12 protein-coding genes, 6 tRNA genes and 1 rRNA gene are annotated in these 16,543 nt (G+C 38.7%); 14 read left to right on the top strand and 5 right to left on the bottom strand.

Features of this window, described 5'->3' with window-relative positions:
* The first annotated feature begins 7 nt into the window (after positions 1–7).
* The 11 genes from rrf to glmM all read left to right on the top strand — a co-directional run bounded on the left by rrf (position 8) and on the right by glmM (position 5,352).
* Positions 8–122 (top strand): 5S ribosomal RNA (rrf, locus tag NXS11_RS08730).
* A gap of 11 nt (positions 123–133) precedes the next feature.
* A tRNA-Asn gene (locus NXS11_RS08735) sits at positions 134–208 on the top strand.
* 4 nt (positions 209–212) lie between these two features.
* A tRNA-Glu gene (locus NXS11_RS08740) sits at positions 213–284 on the top strand.
* Between the two features lie 5 nt (positions 285–289).
* Positions 290–365: transfer RNA gene (locus NXS11_RS08745), tRNA-Val, on the top strand.
* Between the two features lie 21 nt (positions 366–386).
* Positions 387–470: transfer RNA gene (locus tag NXS11_RS08750), tRNA-Tyr, on the top strand.
* A gap of 4 nt (positions 471–474) precedes the next feature.
* Positions 475–549 (top strand) — tRNA-Gln (locus NXS11_RS08755).
* A gap of 3 nt (positions 550–552) precedes the next feature.
* Positions 553–625, top strand: a tRNA-Lys gene (locus NXS11_RS08760).
* 628 nt (positions 626–1,253) lie between these two features.
* Positions 1,254–2,159: an arginase gene (gene rocF, locus NXS11_RS08765; protein ID WP_259200607.1), complete on the top strand. Its 906-nt coding sequence runs from the start codon at positions 1,254–1,256 to the stop codon at positions 2,157–2,159.
* A gap of 81 nt (positions 2,160–2,240) precedes the next feature.
* Positions 2,241–3,047, top strand: coding sequence for a diadenylate cyclase CdaA (gene cdaA, locus NXS11_RS08770; protein WP_259200608.1), 807 nt, complete (start codon positions 2,241–2,243; stop codon positions 3,045–3,047).
* Positions 3,048–3,980 carry a CdaR family protein gene (locus tag NXS11_RS08775; RefSeq protein ID WP_259200609.1) on the top strand — a complete coding sequence of 311 codons (933 nt, stop codon included), beginning with the start codon at positions 3,048–3,050 and terminating at the stop codon, positions 3,978–3,980. It abuts the gene before it with no gap.
* 22 nt (positions 3,981–4,002) lie between these two features.
* Complete coding sequence (gene glmM / locus NXS11_RS08780; protein ID WP_259200610.1) at positions 4,003–5,352, top strand: phosphoglucosamine mutase; 1,350 nt, start codon at positions 4,003–4,005, stop codon at positions 5,350–5,352.
* Positions 5,353–5,645: 293 nt separating this feature from the next.
* Here glmM and NXS11_RS08785 read toward each other — a convergent pair whose 3' ends face one another.
* The 4 genes from NXS11_RS08785 to NXS11_RS08800 form a co-directional block, all read right to left on the bottom strand.
* Complete coding sequence (locus NXS11_RS08785; RefSeq protein WP_259200611.1) at positions 5,646–6,749, bottom strand: mannitol-1-phosphate 5-dehydrogenase; 1,104 nt, start codon at positions 6,747–6,749, stop codon at positions 5,646–5,648.
* Positions 6,749–7,183 carry a PTS mannitol transporter subunit IIA gene (locus NXS11_RS08790; protein ID WP_259200612.1) on the bottom strand — a complete coding sequence of 145 codons (435 nt, stop codon included), beginning with the start codon at positions 7,181–7,183 and terminating at the stop codon, positions 6,749–6,751. Before NXS11_RS08790 ends, NXS11_RS08785 begins: the two co-directional genes overlap by 1 nt.
* Before the next feature lie 13 nt (positions 7,184–7,196).
* A complete protein-coding gene (locus NXS11_RS08795; protein ID WP_259200613.1) occupies positions 7,197–9,236 on the bottom strand; it encodes a BglG family transcription antiterminator in 2,040 nt (679 codons plus the stop codon).
* 369 nt (positions 9,237–9,605) lie between these two features.
* Positions 9,606–11,123 (bottom strand): PTS mannitol transporter subunit IIBC, encoded by a 1,518-nt coding sequence (locus NXS11_RS08800; protein ID WP_259200614.1) that lies wholly within the window; start codon positions 11,121–11,123, stop codon positions 9,606–9,608.
* A gap of 595 nt (positions 11,124–11,718) precedes the next feature.
* Between NXS11_RS08800 and glmS the strand changes: the two genes are divergently transcribed.
* The 3 genes from glmS (at position 11,719) to NXS11_RS08815 (ending at position 15,331) form a co-directional block, all read left to right on the top strand.
* The gene (glmS, locus tag NXS11_RS08805; protein WP_259200615.1) at positions 11,719–13,521 is read left to right on the top strand and encodes a glutamine--fructose-6-phosphate transaminase (isomerizing); all 1,803 of its coding nucleotides are present in this window, start codon (positions 11,719–11,721) and stop codon (positions 13,519–13,521) included.
* A gap of 89 nt (positions 13,522–13,610) precedes the next feature.
* Entirely contained in the window at positions 13,611–14,399 is a 789-nt protein-coding gene (locus tag NXS11_RS08810) for an ABC transporter ATP-binding protein (protein ID WP_259200616.1), read from the top strand.
* Positions 14,400–14,467: 68 nt separating this feature from the next.
* Entirely contained in the window at positions 14,468–15,331 is an 864-nt protein-coding gene (locus NXS11_RS08815) for an HAD family hydrolase (RefSeq protein ID WP_259200617.1), read from the top strand.
* Between the two features lie 62 nt (positions 15,332–15,393).
* On the opposite strand, the gene NXS11_RS08820 is transcribed toward NXS11_RS08815, so the two are convergent.
* Entirely contained in the window at positions 15,394–16,260 is an 867-nt protein-coding gene (locus NXS11_RS08820) for a hypothetical protein (protein ID WP_259200618.1), read from the bottom strand.
* Positions 16,261–16,543: the final 283 nt, after the last annotated feature.

The following is a 16,543-nucleotide window of genomic DNA, read 5'->3' on the forward strand; positions in this document are numbered from 1 at the left end:
AACTTTATCTGGTGCCTATGGCAAAGAGGTCACACCTGTTCCCATGCCGAACACAGAAGTTAAGCTCTTTAGCGCCGATGGTAGTCGGACTTACGTTCCGCAAGAGTAGGACGGTGCCAGGTAATTTTATTATTCCACAGTAGCTCAGTGGTAGAGCTATCGGCTGTTAACCGATCGGTCGTAGGTTCGAGTCCTACCTGTGGAGCCATTAAGGCCCCTTGGTCAAGCGGTTAAGACACCGCCCTTTCACGGCGGTAACACGGGTTCGAGTCCCGTAGGGGTCACTTTTGGAGAATTAGCTCAGCTGGGAGAGCATCTGCCTTACAAGCAGAGGGTCGGCGGTTCGAACCCGTCATTCTCCACCATTTCTTTTCAAACACATATTTGGAGGGGTAGCGAAGTGGCTAAACGCGGCGGACTGTAAATCCGCTCCTTCGGGTTCGGCAGTTCGAATCTGCCCCCCTCCACCATCATTGGGCTATAGCCAAGCGGTAAGGCAACGGACTTTGACTCCGTCACTCGCTGGTTCGAATCCAGCTAGCCCAGCCATATGAGCCATTAGCTCAGTTGGTAGAGCATCTGACTTTTAATCAGAGGGTCAGAGGTTCGAATCCTCTATGGCTCACTTGTTAACCCTATCTCAATCGAGGTAGGGTTTATTTTATATGCTGTTCAGCTTCTAAGGACCTCGTTTTATTTATAATATCATTCCAGCTAAGTTGAAAAAGCTGTCTTCATTTAGCGTACAGTCCATTGCGATTGTGCGCTTTTTGAATAGTATCGCGTTTCTTGATTGTTTCCTAATGAATAAATAGAAATGCAAGGTAAGACTGAGAAAGATTTAGCAGCCTTATCATACATTTATTAACCTAGAAAGCTGACCACGAGCTTCCACATCTTCAGCAATATGATCTATTTGAATATTCATCTTTAATTTTGAGACATTTTAAGATACCATTACATATAGGCGCATCATATCTCTTTTAATTTGGGTTTCGGCACTTAAAATGATAGAGGCATGAGCGCTTTTTGCATACTTGAAAGAAAAGGGAAGAATGATTCATTCATGCTATTCCACCATAAAAGATGTAGAATCTAAAACTTAGATTTTAGCGATTTAGATAAATCCTGATGGCTCATCATATGTATAGTGCTTGATTTTATATTGTAAAATGATTATTCTGACAATAATATGGTTGATTGTTTTGAAGGGGACTTTACAACCATAATATATAGATAAAGGGGATAAAAAAATGAAGAAAAAGATAGAATTAATAGGGGCACCGGTTGCCTTTGGACAACAAAAGTTAGGTGTAGATTTTGGCCCGGACGCCATACGTTACGCTGGGGTCGTGGAACGGCTAAAACGAATTGGTCATGAAGTGATTGATAGTGGGAATATTGCATTACCACGCTTAGATATAGAACGTTTTCAAAGTGATCAATCAGGCTTGAGAAATTATGAAGAGATTTTAGCTTACAATGAAGAATTAAGGCGTCGTGTTTCAAAAAGTATTGAGGCCGGTCATTTTCCAGTGGTGCTTGGAGGCGATCATTCTTTAGCGATAGGCTCGATATCAGCTGTAAGTCAATACTATCAATCATTGGGTGTGATTTGGTATGATGCACATGGTGATTTGAATATTCCTGAAGAGTCGCCATCAGGCAATGTGCACGGTATGTCATTAAGAGTGCTTGCAGGTGAAGGGAATCAACAATTAGTTGAATTAGGCGGGTTTACACCCAAAGTTACCCCTGATCGAATAGTATTGATAGGTATGCGTGACTTGGATTATGGAGAGCGAGCATATATCAAGAAACATCACATCAAAACATATACGATGGCGGATGTGGATGCATTAGGTATTCATCAAGTAATACAAGAAAGTATTGCATATTTAAAAGATCGAACAGATGGCGTACATTTGTCATTGGATGTAGATGCGTTAGATCCGCATGAAACACCTGGAACAGGGACGAAAGTATCGGGTGGTCTCACCTATCGCGAGAGTCATTTTGCTTTGGAGCTTTTACAACAATCTGGATTGATTACTTCTATGGACTTAGTTGAGGTGAACCCATTGTTAGATCAAGGTAACCATACAGCTGAACAAGCGGTAGCATTATTGGGATCTTTTTTCGGTGAAACATTATTATAATCTGGACAATTGATATATGACAAAATACAATAATACTTGTTATAATAGATTTTATGGGAATAGATTACCGGAGGAGATGCTATGCATATTTCAAATCTCTTTGCAAACTTAAGTACGCTTGAAGTTGTCACTGGTATTCTAGATTTATTAATTGTTTGGTATGTCATTTACTTATTGATTGTGGTCTTTAAGGGGACAAAAGCGATTCAGTTATTAAAGGGAATTGTATTCATTCTAATCGGTAAAGCCGCTAGTGAATTCTTACAGTTAACAACAACTTCAAGATTATTTGATTTAGTCATGCAATGGGGCTTTTTAGCAATCATTGTTATCTTCCAACCTGAGATTAGGAGAGCGTTAGAGCAATTAGGGCGTGGAAGTTTCTTTAAACGTTATACACTGACATCTTCTGAGGAGGTACCTAAGCTCGTTGAAGCTGTATCTAAGGCAGTTCAATATATGGCGAAACGACGCATTGGGGCATTGATCGTTTTTGAAAAGGAAACAGGCTTACAAGATTATATCGAAACAGGGATTCCAATGCATTCTGATATCTCACAAGAGTTATTGACGAATGTGTTTATTCCGAATACACCACTTCATGATGGTGCGATGATTATTCAAGGAGATAAGATTGCGACAGCAGCAAGTTATTTGCCGTTATCTGATAGTCCTAAAATTGCTAAAAGTTTAGGGACACGTCATCGCGCAGCTGTAGGTATTTCAGAGGTATCTGATGCGTTTACGGTGATTGTCTCAGAAGAAACGGGTTCTATTTCGGTAACTTTTGATGGTAAGTTGCGCAAAGATATTTCAGTGGAAGTATTTGAAGAGTTATTGTCTGAACATTGGTTTGGAACACACTTTGTGAAGAAGGGTGTGAATTAAATGTTTGAATCAAAATGGGGCTTGCGTTTTTTTGCCTTGATATTAGCAGTGTTACTCTTTTTATCGGTTAACAATGTACTTGGTGATTCATTTTCATCAGACAGTATTGCTAAAGATGGTCATAAAACGATAAAAAATGTACCTGTAGAAGTTATCAACAATAATAAGGATTTGTATGTGACGGGTGCACCTGATACGGTAGATGTTGAATTGAGCGGACCGCAATCTAAGGTGGTACAAGCACAGAAGGTAGAAGACTATAAGGTCACGTTAGATGTGACTGATGCAAATATAGGTGAACAAACAGTTGCATTTCAGGTGCGTGGTTTAGACAAAGATATTAATTATCGTGTCTATCCAAAAGAAGCCACGTTATCGATTGAGAAAAAAGAAACACGTGAGGTTGTTGTAGAACCGAATATTAGTCGATATGCGATTGACCCAAACTACCAGATTTCCAATGCGGAAGTAGGCGTTCATACAGTTAAGGTCATAGGTGGCAAAGAACAATTAGACCGCATCGCTTTTGCGAAGGCAAGTCTTAGAGAAGACTTACAAATTACTCAAAAAACTACTGCTAAAGCAAATGTTGCTGTTTTTGATAAAAATATGAATAAGCTTGATGTGGAAGTAGATCCATCTACTGTCGATGTAACGGTAGATGTCGAACCATATCATAAAAAAGTAAAGGTTAACTTAACGAAAAAGGGGACACCTGCTGATGGCTACCAAATCAGCAATGTCACTCTAGATAAATCTCAAGTAGAAATTTATGGTAATCGAGAAGCGTTAGAAGATATTGATGAAATAACTGGAGAAGTTGATGTCAATGGTGTGGCGGCTCATACGACAAAGACGGTAAAATTGAACTTACCGAACCAAGTGTCGTACGCTAAACCAGCAGAGTTAACAGCTACTATTTCAGTTGAATGATGATATAAAGGAGATATGAATTATGGGTAAATATTTTGGGACAGACGGTGTCAGAGGCGTTGCCAACCAAGAATTAACACCTGAGTTAGCTTTTAAATTAGGGAGATATGGTGGTTATGTTTTAGCACATAATGCACATACAGAACATCCGCGTGTTTTAGTGGGGAAAGACACACGTGTTTCTGGTGAAATGTTAGAAAATGCCTTAATTGCCGGTCTTGTGTCAATCGGTGCGGAAGTAATGCGATTAGGCGTTATTTCTACGCCAGGTGTTGCCTATTTAACGCGTGAGATGGAAGCTGAGTTAGGTATAATGATATCTGCATCGCACAATCCGGTGGCAGATAATGGTATTAAGTTCTTTGGTTCTGACGGTTTTAAGTTGTCAGATGAACAAGAACAAGAAATCGAAGCGTTATTGGACGATACGGAAACAGAACTCCCTCGTCCAACAGGTACGGCAATTGTTCATACTTCAGATTACTTTGAAGGTGCACAAAAATATTTGAGTTATTTGAAGTCAACAGTAGATGTGAATTTAGAAGGCTTAAAGATTGGATTAGACGGTGCACACGGTTCAACAGCTGCACTTGCACCATTCTTATTCGGTGACCTTGAAGCAGATACAGTAACGATTGGTTGTAGCCCAGATGGTTATAACATCAATGAAGGTGTAGGTTCGACACATCCTGAGCCATTAGCTCAAAAAGTTGTAGAAGCAGGTTGTGACTTTGGTTTAGCCTTTGATGGTGATGGTGACCGCTTAATTGCTGTTGATGAAGCGGGTAATATTGTTGATGGTGACCAGATTATGTTTATTATTGGACAAGAAATGGCGAAAAACCATGAGTTGAATGAAAATATGATCGTATCTACTGTTATGAGTAACTTAGGCTTTTACAAAGCATTAGAAGTAGAAGGTATTCAGTCGAATAAAACAAAAGTTGGCGACCGCTATGTGGTTGAAGAAATGCGCCGTGGTAACTACAACTTAGGTGGCGAACAATCGGGACATATCGTATTGATGGACTATAATACGACGGGTGATGGTTTGCTAACAGGTGTACAATTGGCAGCGGTTGTGAAACGTTCAGGTAAGAAGTTAAGTGAATTAGCCGCACAAATGAAGAAATATCCGCAATCACTTGTAAATGTAAGGGTTACTGATAAATATGGTGTAGAAGACAATGATGCTGTCAAAGAAGTGATGGCACGTGTTGAAGCGGAAATGAATGGTGAAGGACGCATTTTAGTACGTCCATCTGGTACAGAGCCACTTGTACGTGTCATGGTTGAAGCGAAAACAGATGAAGATGCATTACGTTTTGCCCAAACGATTGCAGACGTTGTAGAAGAAAAAATGGGCTTATAGAAGTGATGGTATAGAAGAAAGAACCCGTGATCTGATAAAAGGTCACGGGTTTTTGAGTGCGCCCGTCATAGGCAATGGTGAAAGTCCATGTTACGGGCTTGGTAGTAGGAACTGTTAGAGATTGATCAAATACTGCTTTTAGGTTGAAACATTAATAAAAATATTATCTAACATAAGAAAAATAGTGTAAGTAGCAGTAGCTGACTGGAGTAGGGAACACGGAATCTTTTTTGAAAAATGAGATGCTTGTCCTACTCCCAGTACATCAATTATGTTACATTCCTTTCTGATTGTTATAAAGCTTGGTATATACGATTGATAGCTTCAGCAGTGGTTTTGTCAACATGTGAATGATTTTGTAGAAATACTGTAGCACCTTGGTCAGCGAGTTGCTTATCTTTTTCTATTGTTTCAGCGTCATGTTCATCTTGATAGGCAAGCGCAAATGCAGCTAATTTTTTCAATTCGTCATGTGGCTGTCCTGTTTGTACAAGTACATTTAACGGTTTCATAATTCGATCTTCTGGACCGAGTTTACGCAATACGCCACGTCCTACACGTACAATATCATCTGATAAGTTTGGATTATAGAAACGTTCAATGATTTTTTTGCGATATTGTGCTTGTGTATTAATGTCAATATCAAATTGAGAAGTGATATAATGACTTGTCTCACTTAGTACACGAACTAAGCCTTCCGTAACACGTGTATCTTGGGTTGCTTCTAGAATCGTTTGATGATTGTAATATTGTCCGGCATAAGCGAGATAGGCGTGTCCAGTGTTGACAGTTAACAATTTACGTTCGATATAAGGTGCTAAATCATCAACATAGGTAACATCTGCAAGTTGTTTGCCATACCAAGTAGGTGCTTCAATGGCCCATTCAAAAAATGGCTCAACTGTAACGTCTAGTATATTGTCATGGGTTTGTGCAGGCACGATTCGATCTACAGCGGCATTGGAGAAGTGTATATTTTCTGGAAGATCCCCTACAAGGTCACGTATTGCTGCTGCGAGTCTATCTGTAGCATTAATGGCATTTTCACAGGCAACAACATTGACGTGTGTTGTACGTTTTTTTAGGATAGGTGCCAAAGTTTTAGCAACAATTGGTAAGATATTTACGCCAACAGCCGTTGTAATCAAGTCGGCAGATTCAATTGCTTTTTCAAGGTCTTGTTGATCTTGAATAGAATGTAAACCTGTAACATTCGTAACAGTTGTCGTTGTCTGTTCAGGGTTGGCAAGGGTAACATTGAATTGTTGTTGTGTTTTTAAAGCATCAACAACTGCTTCGTTAACGTCAGCAAAGGTAATGTGATAGTTGTTGTTTGAGAGAATTAAACCGATAAAACCACGACCGATATTACCGGCACCAAAATGAAGTGCTTTCATTATACATCTGCCTCCTCAAGTATACGTCTAATCTCTTCAGCTGTTTGTGCATTGACAATTTGTTCGACATTGTCTTCATCACTAAATGCAATGGCAATTTGAGATAATAGCTCTAGATGTGTACCATCTTTTCCAGCAATACCAATAACGACTTTGACTTCTTCGCCATTCCAATCTAGACCATCAGGAATTTGAAGGAGAGATAAGCTTGAATCAAGAACGGCAGATTTCGCTTCATCTGTACCATGTGGGATTGCTAAGAAGTTCCCCATATAAGTTGATACGATAGCTTCACGATTTAACATGGCTTGAATATAGTCTTCTGTAACAGCACCACTTTGAACGAGTAATTGTCCTGCTTGTTTAATCGCTTCTTCTTGTGTCTGAAATGATTGATTCAGTAAAATATTTTCTTGGCGTAATAAGTTTTCCAATATAATTCAACTCCTATATTATTTGTTTAATGAATGTTAAAATTTGTTGTTTCAGTGTGTTTTCGACATCTAATGGCTGTTCAAGCCATGTGGCAATAGCATCTAAATGTTCTGTAACAATGCTATATAATTGACTAATTAATGGCTTGAGTTGGCTATTTTGAGGTAACATTGCACAAATGACATAACGAATCTCGGACTGATCACGTGTTGTGATAGGATGTTGTAATATTCCGATGCTAAAATGTGGCTTGATAATGTGCTCATTTGTCAGATGTGGAATAGCCACGGGAAAAGGTGATAATGAAAAACTTTGTGTATGGTCTTGCTTTATTAAGAGTGTTCCGAATCTTGTAACATCTTCAATGACGCCTTGTTCACTTAAATACTGCGCAAGTGAGTTTCCCAAATCATAATAATTTACAGATGAGACAGTTAAGTTATCGCACAGTGTAAGACATTCATTGATCAGACAAAATTTTTGACTGACATCATCGATTTGTGATGGCTCATTACTATGTGAGGTTGACTGCTGCTTGTTTTGTGTAAACAATTGTTGGCGTTTGTTAGATAATTGTTCTTGTAAAAAAGTCGATGTCTGAGTCAATTCATGTTCAGGAAGCAGTGGACTAACAGTTAAGTAGGGTGCTGATATATCTAGCTCAATTGTTGAAATAATGGCATCATATTGTGTTAAGTCTTCTGCTTTTAATGTACTTACAGAAGCTTGAACAATCTCATCTATCATTGGAAAAGATTCATGGAGACGATTGGCTAAGATACGGCTGGTACCAATACCACTGCTACATACGACGAGAATCTTTACGGCTTGCTTATTTCGGGGAAGTGCTCCGCCAAAATGCAAGACGAGAAAGGCAATCTCATAATCCGGAAATATTAAGTCAGGTAATTCACGTTCAAGGCTTTGTGCAATTGCTGTGTATAGTGTTGGATAAGAGTCACGAATACGTTGCGTCATTGGATTATGTGTTTTAATATTGGCGCGGATACGGTTGATGGCAGGTGGTAAATGTAACAATAAGCCCTCTTCTAGTTCTGAACGTGCATCAAATTGATAGGATGTTTGTGCGATAACGGCATCTATCAAGCGATTAACGAGTACACTATTGGCTTCTTGTGTTGGAAGATTTTTGTCATCACGACGTTTTGCCCCGCGCAAATGAATCGTCATAAACGTCACTTCTGACTGATCGAAAGTTACGCGATATTGCTGACTAAGCCGCTCTGCAATGTTACTTGCAATTTGAAATTCAAGTGTGTCTTGAACTTCAGCAACAATATTGGCTTCAACTGAAACGTATTGCTGGTGTTTCATGCGTTCGATGCTGAGTACGATATGAACGATAAGTGCCAAATAACTGGATTCTGTTAAGGTATAGGGTAGTTGTTCTAAGTCATCCATTAAGAGGCGTTCAACTTGGAATATGTCTTTCATGTCTACCATTGGTAATCTTTCTTGATTTAATGTTTGAAAGACAAAATGGTTCTCAATGACAGAATAAACACTAGTACTGTTAAGCCTCTCCATCATTAATTGGCTTAATAAGGTGCGTTTTTGCATTTCACTACCAATAATTGATATCCCTTCGCCTCGTTTACGTATAAGTTTGAGATGAAATTGATGCAGGTCTACGGCTAAGTCATCAAGAACTTTAGAGAGTTGTAAACGTGAAGCGCCAATTTCTGAAGCTAGACTAATCTGTTTGACAGGTTCGTTACTTTGGATTAAGGCATATAATACAATGACTTTTTGTTCCTCATGTGTCAGATCAACAACTTCTAAAGCATTTAAAGATTCTATGAGTTTTTGAAATGAAGCCTCATTTCCTTCGAGCAACATGCCTTTGTTTTTGATACGTTTTAATGTGATTTGAAACGAATGAAGTGTTGTATCGACATTTTTAAGCTCTCGATGGACGGTGCGTGAAGAGACAGCTAATTGTTGGGCGATATCGAATATGTTGACAGGATAGCCTCTGTTTTTAAGTAAAATTGTTAAAATTTGTCGTTCTCTCATCCCCATGTAAACCATTGTGATCCCCCCTTAGTTGTTATAGGTGAAATATGAGATTGAGCACACTGCGTCCTAGATATGACGCATCAGTATCATATGTTACTTCATGATGTTGGTCGGTAGGATCCGGAACAGGGTAAACCGATGTTAGTGTTTGAGAAGCAAGGCACTCGATAGAGCTTAGCGCTACAGAAATCGCATGTTAGTAAAGTGTGACCTAGAAGTGTGAAATAATTGTATAAGTACATTCATACTTCAGTCTGTTAACAACAGTGTTTCGTGTTTTAGTTGTTTCTTTCATAACTTCGATACAATGGTGCGCCAATCTTTTTTCTGGTTCGTTCTCGTCGGTAAATCAGATAGTGCCTCAGCTTCAGAACTATTTGCTTAGAGTTGTTGATCCGTTTTGATTTGTTCGATTAATGCTTCATAACGTGGTGAATTCAAAAAGTTGTCAACGGATAAATGAATGGCATGTGGAACTTGTTTAATTGCACGATCAGTTAATTTTTTCTGTGTAATAATGAGTTGTGCATCGTCAGTCAGTTGATTAATCGCTTTATTAATAACTGTGACGTTTTTAATACCTGCTTTTTCAAACTTTTTGCGCAACATGCTGGCACCCATTGCACTTGAACCCATTCCTGCATCACACGCAAAAATTACTTCTGTAACATGATGATATTTATGTGCACTGACATTTTCCGTGTCGTAGCGATTTAATAATGTTTCTGCGTCAGTTTCATCAGTTGATGGTGTGTTATCTTTGTCTTTTAATGCACCGCTAACAGTTGATTTTTTGCCTTTTGTTGCTTCCATTTGTGCAGTTGCATCTGAAAGACTCTTCGTTGGATTTTTAGTGAATTTTAAGATGATACTAGCAATGATGAATGTTACAAGTGTGGATAAGAACACGCCGAGTAACATGATGAGATAGCTACCTTTAGGTGTAACAGCAAGATAAGCAAAAATGGAACCAGGTGATGCTGGGCTTGTTAATCCAAAATTAAATAAGCTAAATGTTGTAACACCTGTCATACCTCCTGCAATTGCAGCTAAGATAAGTAACGGACGTGCTAATACATATGGAAAGTAAATTTCGTGAATACCACCCACAAAATGAATAAAGGCAGCACCATATGACGTAGCTTTTTCAGTTCCTTTACCAAAAACCATGTAAGCAAGTAGAATGCCGAGACCTGGACCAGGGTTAGATTCTAAAGTGTATAGAATTGATTTACCGGCTTCACTGACTTGATTGGCCGCTAATGGCGTTAATACACCATGGTTAATGGCATTATTTAAAAAGACGATTTTGGCAGGTTCAATCAATATGCTGACTAATGGCAATAAGTGCTTCCCAATCAAGAAATCAACGCCCATGCCTAAGATATGCATAAGCCCAGAAACAACTGGTGCGAGTGCTTTGAATCCAAGAATTGTCATGAAAAATGCTAAGAATCCTGCTGAGAAGTTGTTGACGAGCATTTCTAAGCCATTAGGTGTACGTGGTTGTAAATATGCATCGACTTGCTTCATGAGCCAACCGACAAGTGGTCCCATAAGCATTGCGCCGATAAGCATAGGTGTGTCTGGAAATGCGGCGATGACCCCCATAGTTGCTGTTGCCCCAACGATACCGCCACGAATATCATGTACAAGTCGACCACCACTAAAAGCAATGAGTAATGGAATCAAAAACTTGATCATTGGATCGACCATTGTAGCAAGCGCTTCATTTGGGTACCATCCATCAGGGATAAACAACGCTGTAATGAGTCCCCATGCAATAAAAGCCCCAATGTTAGGCATAATCATACTGGACAGAAAAGAGCCAAATGCTTGGATATTACGCTGAATACGTGCTTTCATTGGCTGGTGTGTCGTTGTATTATTTTGCGACATAGTAGTTATCATCCTTTCATATTTATAATATGTCGTTCTAACTTCATCATAAGTTCTGGATATGGAAGTCTACAATGAATAGAAAGTACTGAATTGGCAGGAAGAAAGTGACAAAATATAGTTTGCGCATAGCAACGGGAGTTCATGACGAAAATATGGACATTTTTATTGTGTTTTATGCTGAAAATAATAGTTTTATTTGCATTGATTGTTTTTATCGGTGTACAATGAGATAGATTCTAAATAAGGAGGATTGTGAGGTAGAAGTTAAAGCGCCAGTACAAGCTAGAGAAGTTGATTGTGGACATATGCATTAGAGCAGAATGTGTATCGAAATGGACTTTGGAGGTTTGTAGACGAGGAGGATAGTGATCGAATTAGATCGGCGGATGCTATCCCGGATGTGGCTCATTCGTTAGCTTATTGATTAAAACAGAAGGGCAACCTTTTGGACAAAGTTAATAAGATCGCCAATCAATTAAAAAATAAGAAAAGCGATGCACAAAGTGTGTTTAAGCGAGACATATTGTAATAGAATGTACGCATGAAAAATACAGTTTGAGGTACCGTTATTTTGTAATGGAGGAAAAGACTTATGTGTGGAATTGTAGGTTATATTGGTCATGAAAAAGCGAAAGAGATTTTATTACGCGGATTAGAAAAACTAGAATATCGTGGTTATGATTCGGCGGGTATTGCGACACGTGAAGATAAGGATGTTACAGTGACTAAAGCAAAAGGACGTATCGCAGAATTGCGCAAGGCTGCTGACAATGATATTGATGGTTCAGCAGGTATCGGACATACGCGTTGGGCAACGCATGGTGTGCCAAGTTATGAAAATTCTCACCCGCATCAATCATCAAGCGAACGTTATACACTTGTACACAATGGTGTGATTGAGAACTATGAGGAATTAAGAGACACGTATATTCCAGATGTGGCATTCGTGTCAGAAACAGATACAGAAGTAATTGTACAATTAGTGGAATACTTTGCGAACCAAGGTATGACAACGGAAGCTGCATTTACAAAAGTGGTTTCATTATTACATGGTTCATATGCACTTGGATTGTTAGATCGTGAAGATAAGGACACTATCTATGTAGCGAAAAATAAATCACCATTGCTTGTAGGTATCGGCGACAATTTTAATGTTATTGCATCAGATGCGTTGGCGATGATTCAAGTAACAAGTGAATACAAAGAACTAAAAGACCAAGAAGTGGTGTTAGTACAACGAGACCAAGTGGTTATTAAAGACTTAGCAGGCAACGTGGTTGAAAGAGATAGTTATACAGCTGAAATTGATGCTTCAGACGCTGAAAAAGGGGTTTATGCCCACTATATGTTAAAAGAAATTCACGAACAACCAGCTGCAATGCGCCGTATCATTCAATCATACCAAGACGAACAAGGTAACTTGAACATCGATCCAGAGATTGTTAAAGATGTACAAAGCGCTGACCGTATCTATATTATTGCAGCAGGGACAAGCTATCATGCAGGATTAGTTGGTAAAGAATATTTAGAAAAATGGGCAGGCGTACCGACAGAAGTGCACGTATCATCAGAGTTTGTATACAACATGCCATTGTTATCAGAACGTCCATTGTTCATTTACATCTCTCAATCAGGTGAAACAGCGGATAGCCGTGCCGTGTTAGTAGAAACAACAAAGTTAGGACATCGTTCATTAACAATCACAAATGTAGCGGGTTCAACGTTATCACGTGAAGCAGATCACACGCTATTATTACATGCTGGACCTGAGATTGCAGTAGCTTCAACAAAAGCTTATACAGCACAGATTGCGGTATTATCTATTTTGGCACAAGTAGTTGCGGCAGAACGTGGTCGTGAAACAAATGTTGATTTGTTACCTGAGCTGGCAAAAGTTACAGCAGCCATTGAAACCATTGTTGATGACGCACCAAAAATGGAACAGATTGCAACAGACTTCTTAGAAACGACACGCAACGCATTCTTTATTGGTCGTGCAGCTGATTATAATGTCAGCTTAGAAGGTGCTTTGAAGTTGAAAGAGATTTCATACATTCAAGCAGAAGGTTTTGCAGGCGGTGAGCTGAAACACGGAACGATTGCGCTTATTGAAGAAGGTACACCAGTCGTGGCGTTAGCAACACAAGAACATGTAAACTTGTCTATTCGAGGTAACGTGAAAGAAGTTGTAGCACGTGGTGCGCATCCATGTATTATCTCAATGGAAGGTCTTGAAAAAGATGGTGACACGTATGTGATTCCGCATGTACATGAATTATTGACACCATTAGTATCAGTTGTGGCATTACAATTAATTTCATACTATGCGGCACTTCACCGTGACTTAGATGTGGACAAGCCACGTAACTTAGCCAAGTCTGTAACAGTTGAATAACTTGCAGAACCAATAAAATAACAACGTTTAGCTGATTTCATTGTACAATGAAATCAGCTTTTTAATAGCAGGATAAGGGGAGACAATAAATGATTTATTTAACAGAAATGGTAAAGCAAAAAGGGGGAAAGCCGTTACTTCATGGAATTACATGGCATATTCAATCTGGGGAAAAGTGGTTAGTTTACGGCATGAATGGTGCTGGTAAGAGTACACTATTGAATATTATCACTGCATATGATTTTGCTACACAAGGCGATATATGTTTGTTTGGCATGACACCCGGGCAGGAAGGTTATTCTGCGCAGTGTGTACGAGAACAGATTGGGTATGTATCCGGAAGTTTGCGCGATCGTTTCGCAGAGGGAGAGATTGTTCGTGATGTTGTGTTGAGTGGAATCTATAAGTCGATTGGCGTGTATCAAACACCGTCTGATGAGGATATTAAGCTTGCTAAAGACATACTTGAGCGTTTTGGTATGTCGCATTTTGAAGATATGTACTTTGGTCACTTATCTACTGGAGAACAACAGCGTGTGTTGCTAGCACGTGCATTGGTGACTCGTCCGCGCTTATTGATATTAGATGAGCCGTGTAATGGTTTGGATTACGTTGGACGTGAACAGTTGCTAGATATGTTGATGAATATGCATGATGATTACCAAGACATGGCGGTTATCTATGTGACGCACTTTGTTGAAGAAGTGACAGCAGACTTCACACATGCACTCATCTTGAAGCAAGGGGCAGTTCATGCGATAGGAGCTATAGAAGACACGTTGACCAGTGCACAGCTGACAGAGCTATTCAGTATGCCGGTACAGCTACAATATCAGCAAGGAAGATATCAACTGATTCGTCGCTCAAAAGGGTTTTGATTGCTTTTATCAAGAGAAAATGACACACTTTAGAAGATAGGACTTCTGATAGAAAGGAACAGTCGCATATGCAACATGTTAAAGCAATATTTTTAGATATGGATGGTACGATACTGCGTGAAAATAATCGTTCTTCTGATTATACAGCAGAGATTATTGCGCAATTAAGAAAGACTGGTTATAAAGTCTTTTTAGCAACAGGGCGTGCAAAAGAAGAAATTTCCTTGTTAGTCCCTAAAACAATGATTTTTGACGGTATCATTTCCTCAAATGGTACAATTGGACATGTTGGAGAAGAGGTGTTATTTCAGCATGGTTTAGCTGAAGCGAGTGTACGTTCAATAGTTAAAAAGGCACAGCAAGAAGGTATTTACTATGAAATCTTCCCATTTAATCAGTCACGTTTTTCTTGCAAGGCAGATCAATCATGGATGTTAGAACTAATAGCAGGAGATAAGCCGCAATCGGTTGGTGCAAGTGAATGGCTGTCAAGGCATGAAGCGGTTGAGGGGAAACTTACGTGGTATGATGCCATTCCAGCAGGTTTGAAGTATTCTAAAATATATATGTTTCATCCTGATTTAGACAAAATAGCTGCATTTCGTCAAATGATTAAAGAACAAATGGAAACTTTGAGAATCGAAGTATCACAGTCCACACCAAATAATGTTGAGACGATGGCATATCAAGTGAATAAAGGGACGGGCATTGAAGAGATGTGTCGTCACTTTAATATTGATATTGCTGATACACTGGTTATTGGTGACAGTGACAATGATCGTTCGATGTTTAAAGTAGGTGGTGTAACTGTAGCGATGCGCAATGCAAATGACAGTATTAAAGCATTGACAGCTTATGAAACACGTGTGGACAATAATCATGATGGTGCAGCACGTTTTCTCGCAGAAGCACTATTAAAACATCAACTATAAGAATAGAAAAACATACTAAGGTTATGCTTCATCACTAATCTTAGTATGTTTATATTAAGCAATTATGCGTTTTTACGACCTTGTTGATGATAGTACGTTGTGATTGTACCAATCATCAAGAAGTAAACAGTATAGCGGATAATAAAGAATATCACATTAACCACCCACAAAATAATCTGCGCTGCATTCTGTGACATATGGGCAAGGTTCATTTGCACAAGATTAAGCACAGGACCAGCAACGATCAATAATACAAGGTTAATCAACAAGATACCGATGTAGAATGTAAAAAATGTTTTTTGTCCATTTCTGATTGTACGCCATGAAGTTTTTAGGTATGTGCGTATTTTGTCTTCGGGATGCTTGATAAATGTAATAATCATATTAATCAAGAATACAGCCATAAGCCAAATATAAAGGCTGGATATAACAGAAATGACAAATGATAGCATTATCATGGCGGTGTCATTTGTCGCTAATGACATGAAAGCATTACGTAAGCCCATTGTTATAAAGTAATCAACAATGAACAATAAGAACATGAATAAAACAGTCGTCAATCCAACGAGTAGACTTTTACGCCAAATCTTGCCTTTAAATGTAGAAAATAGATCTTTCCAATTAACTGGCTCATGTTTCGACACTGCATGGTATATCGAACGCACACTTCCTGTAAAGAGTGGGAACGTAATCATCAAGAAAATCAATGCAATGAATAACAGTGAACCAATCGTCATCAGAATAAGCGCAGTTGAATTTCCTTGACCTGTAAAAAATGCCATTGCCCACAAATTAAAAACGAGCCCGATAGGCAAAACAGATACGCTAAGCAGTAGTAACATTAAGACAAAATTGACTAAGTTCATACTGTATAACTTTTTACGTTGTGATTTTGTACTGTGTAAAAACTTGCTTGTAAAATTAAACAATCGAGAGCACTCCTTTCGATATATACTCCACCTTAACAAAAACGAACAGATTTGGAAATCAATATGATATAAAATGACAGATGATTTATCACTGCATGTCTATATTGTACGCAATAGATATTTGGATAGTATAGCATTATTTTATGATTTATATCTGTGTTAAATAGAATAGGAACCCATTATAAAAGAAATCGATGGATATAACATATATTGCGATTATATTACATAATAGAAAATCCATTCAATCAGTGCTACATAATTTGATACAATAATAGAGATTGTG

The organism is Staphylococcus americanisciuri (assembly GCF_024814435.1).
Taxonomy (GTDB): Bacteria; Bacillota; Bacilli; order Staphylococcales; family Staphylococcaceae; genus Staphylococcus; species Staphylococcus americanisciuri.

Bases quoted from the DNA above. Each gene is read 5' to 3' on its own strand.
- rocF (WP_259200607.1), top strand. From the start codon at position 1,254: ATGAAGAAAAAGATAGAATTAATAGGGGCACCGGTTGCCTTTGGACAA.
- cdaA (WP_259200608.1), top strand. From the start codon at position 2,241: ATGCATATTTCAAATCTCTTTGCAAACTTAAGTACGCTTGAAGTTGTC.
- NXS11_RS08775 (WP_259200609.1), top strand. From the start codon at position 3,048: ATGTTTGAATCAAAATGGGGCTTGCGTTTTTTTGCCTTGATATTAGCA.
- glmM (WP_259200610.1), top strand. From the start codon at position 4,003: ATGGGTAAATATTTTGGGACAGACGGTGTCAGAGGCGTTGCCAACCAA.
- NXS11_RS08785 (WP_259200611.1), bottom strand. From the start codon at position 6,749: ATGAAAGCACTTCATTTTGGTGCCGGTAATATCGGTCGTGGTTTTATC.
- NXS11_RS08795 (WP_259200613.1), bottom strand. From the start codon at position 9,236: ATGGTTTACATGGGGATGAGAGAACGACAAATTTTAACAATTTTACTT.
- NXS11_RS08800 (WP_259200614.1), bottom strand. From the start codon at position 11,123: ATGTCGCAAAATAATACAACGACACACCAGCCAATGAAAGCACGTATT.
- glmS (WP_259200615.1), top strand. From the start codon at position 11,719: ATGTGTGGAATTGTAGGTTATATTGGTCATGAAAAAGCGAAAGAGATT.
- NXS11_RS08810 (WP_259200616.1), top strand. From the start codon at position 13,611: ATGATTTATTTAACAGAAATGGTAAAGCAAAAAGGGGGAAAGCCGTTA.
- NXS11_RS08815 (WP_259200617.1), top strand. From the start codon at position 14,468: ATGCAACATGTTAAAGCAATATTTTTAGATATGGATGGTACGATACTG.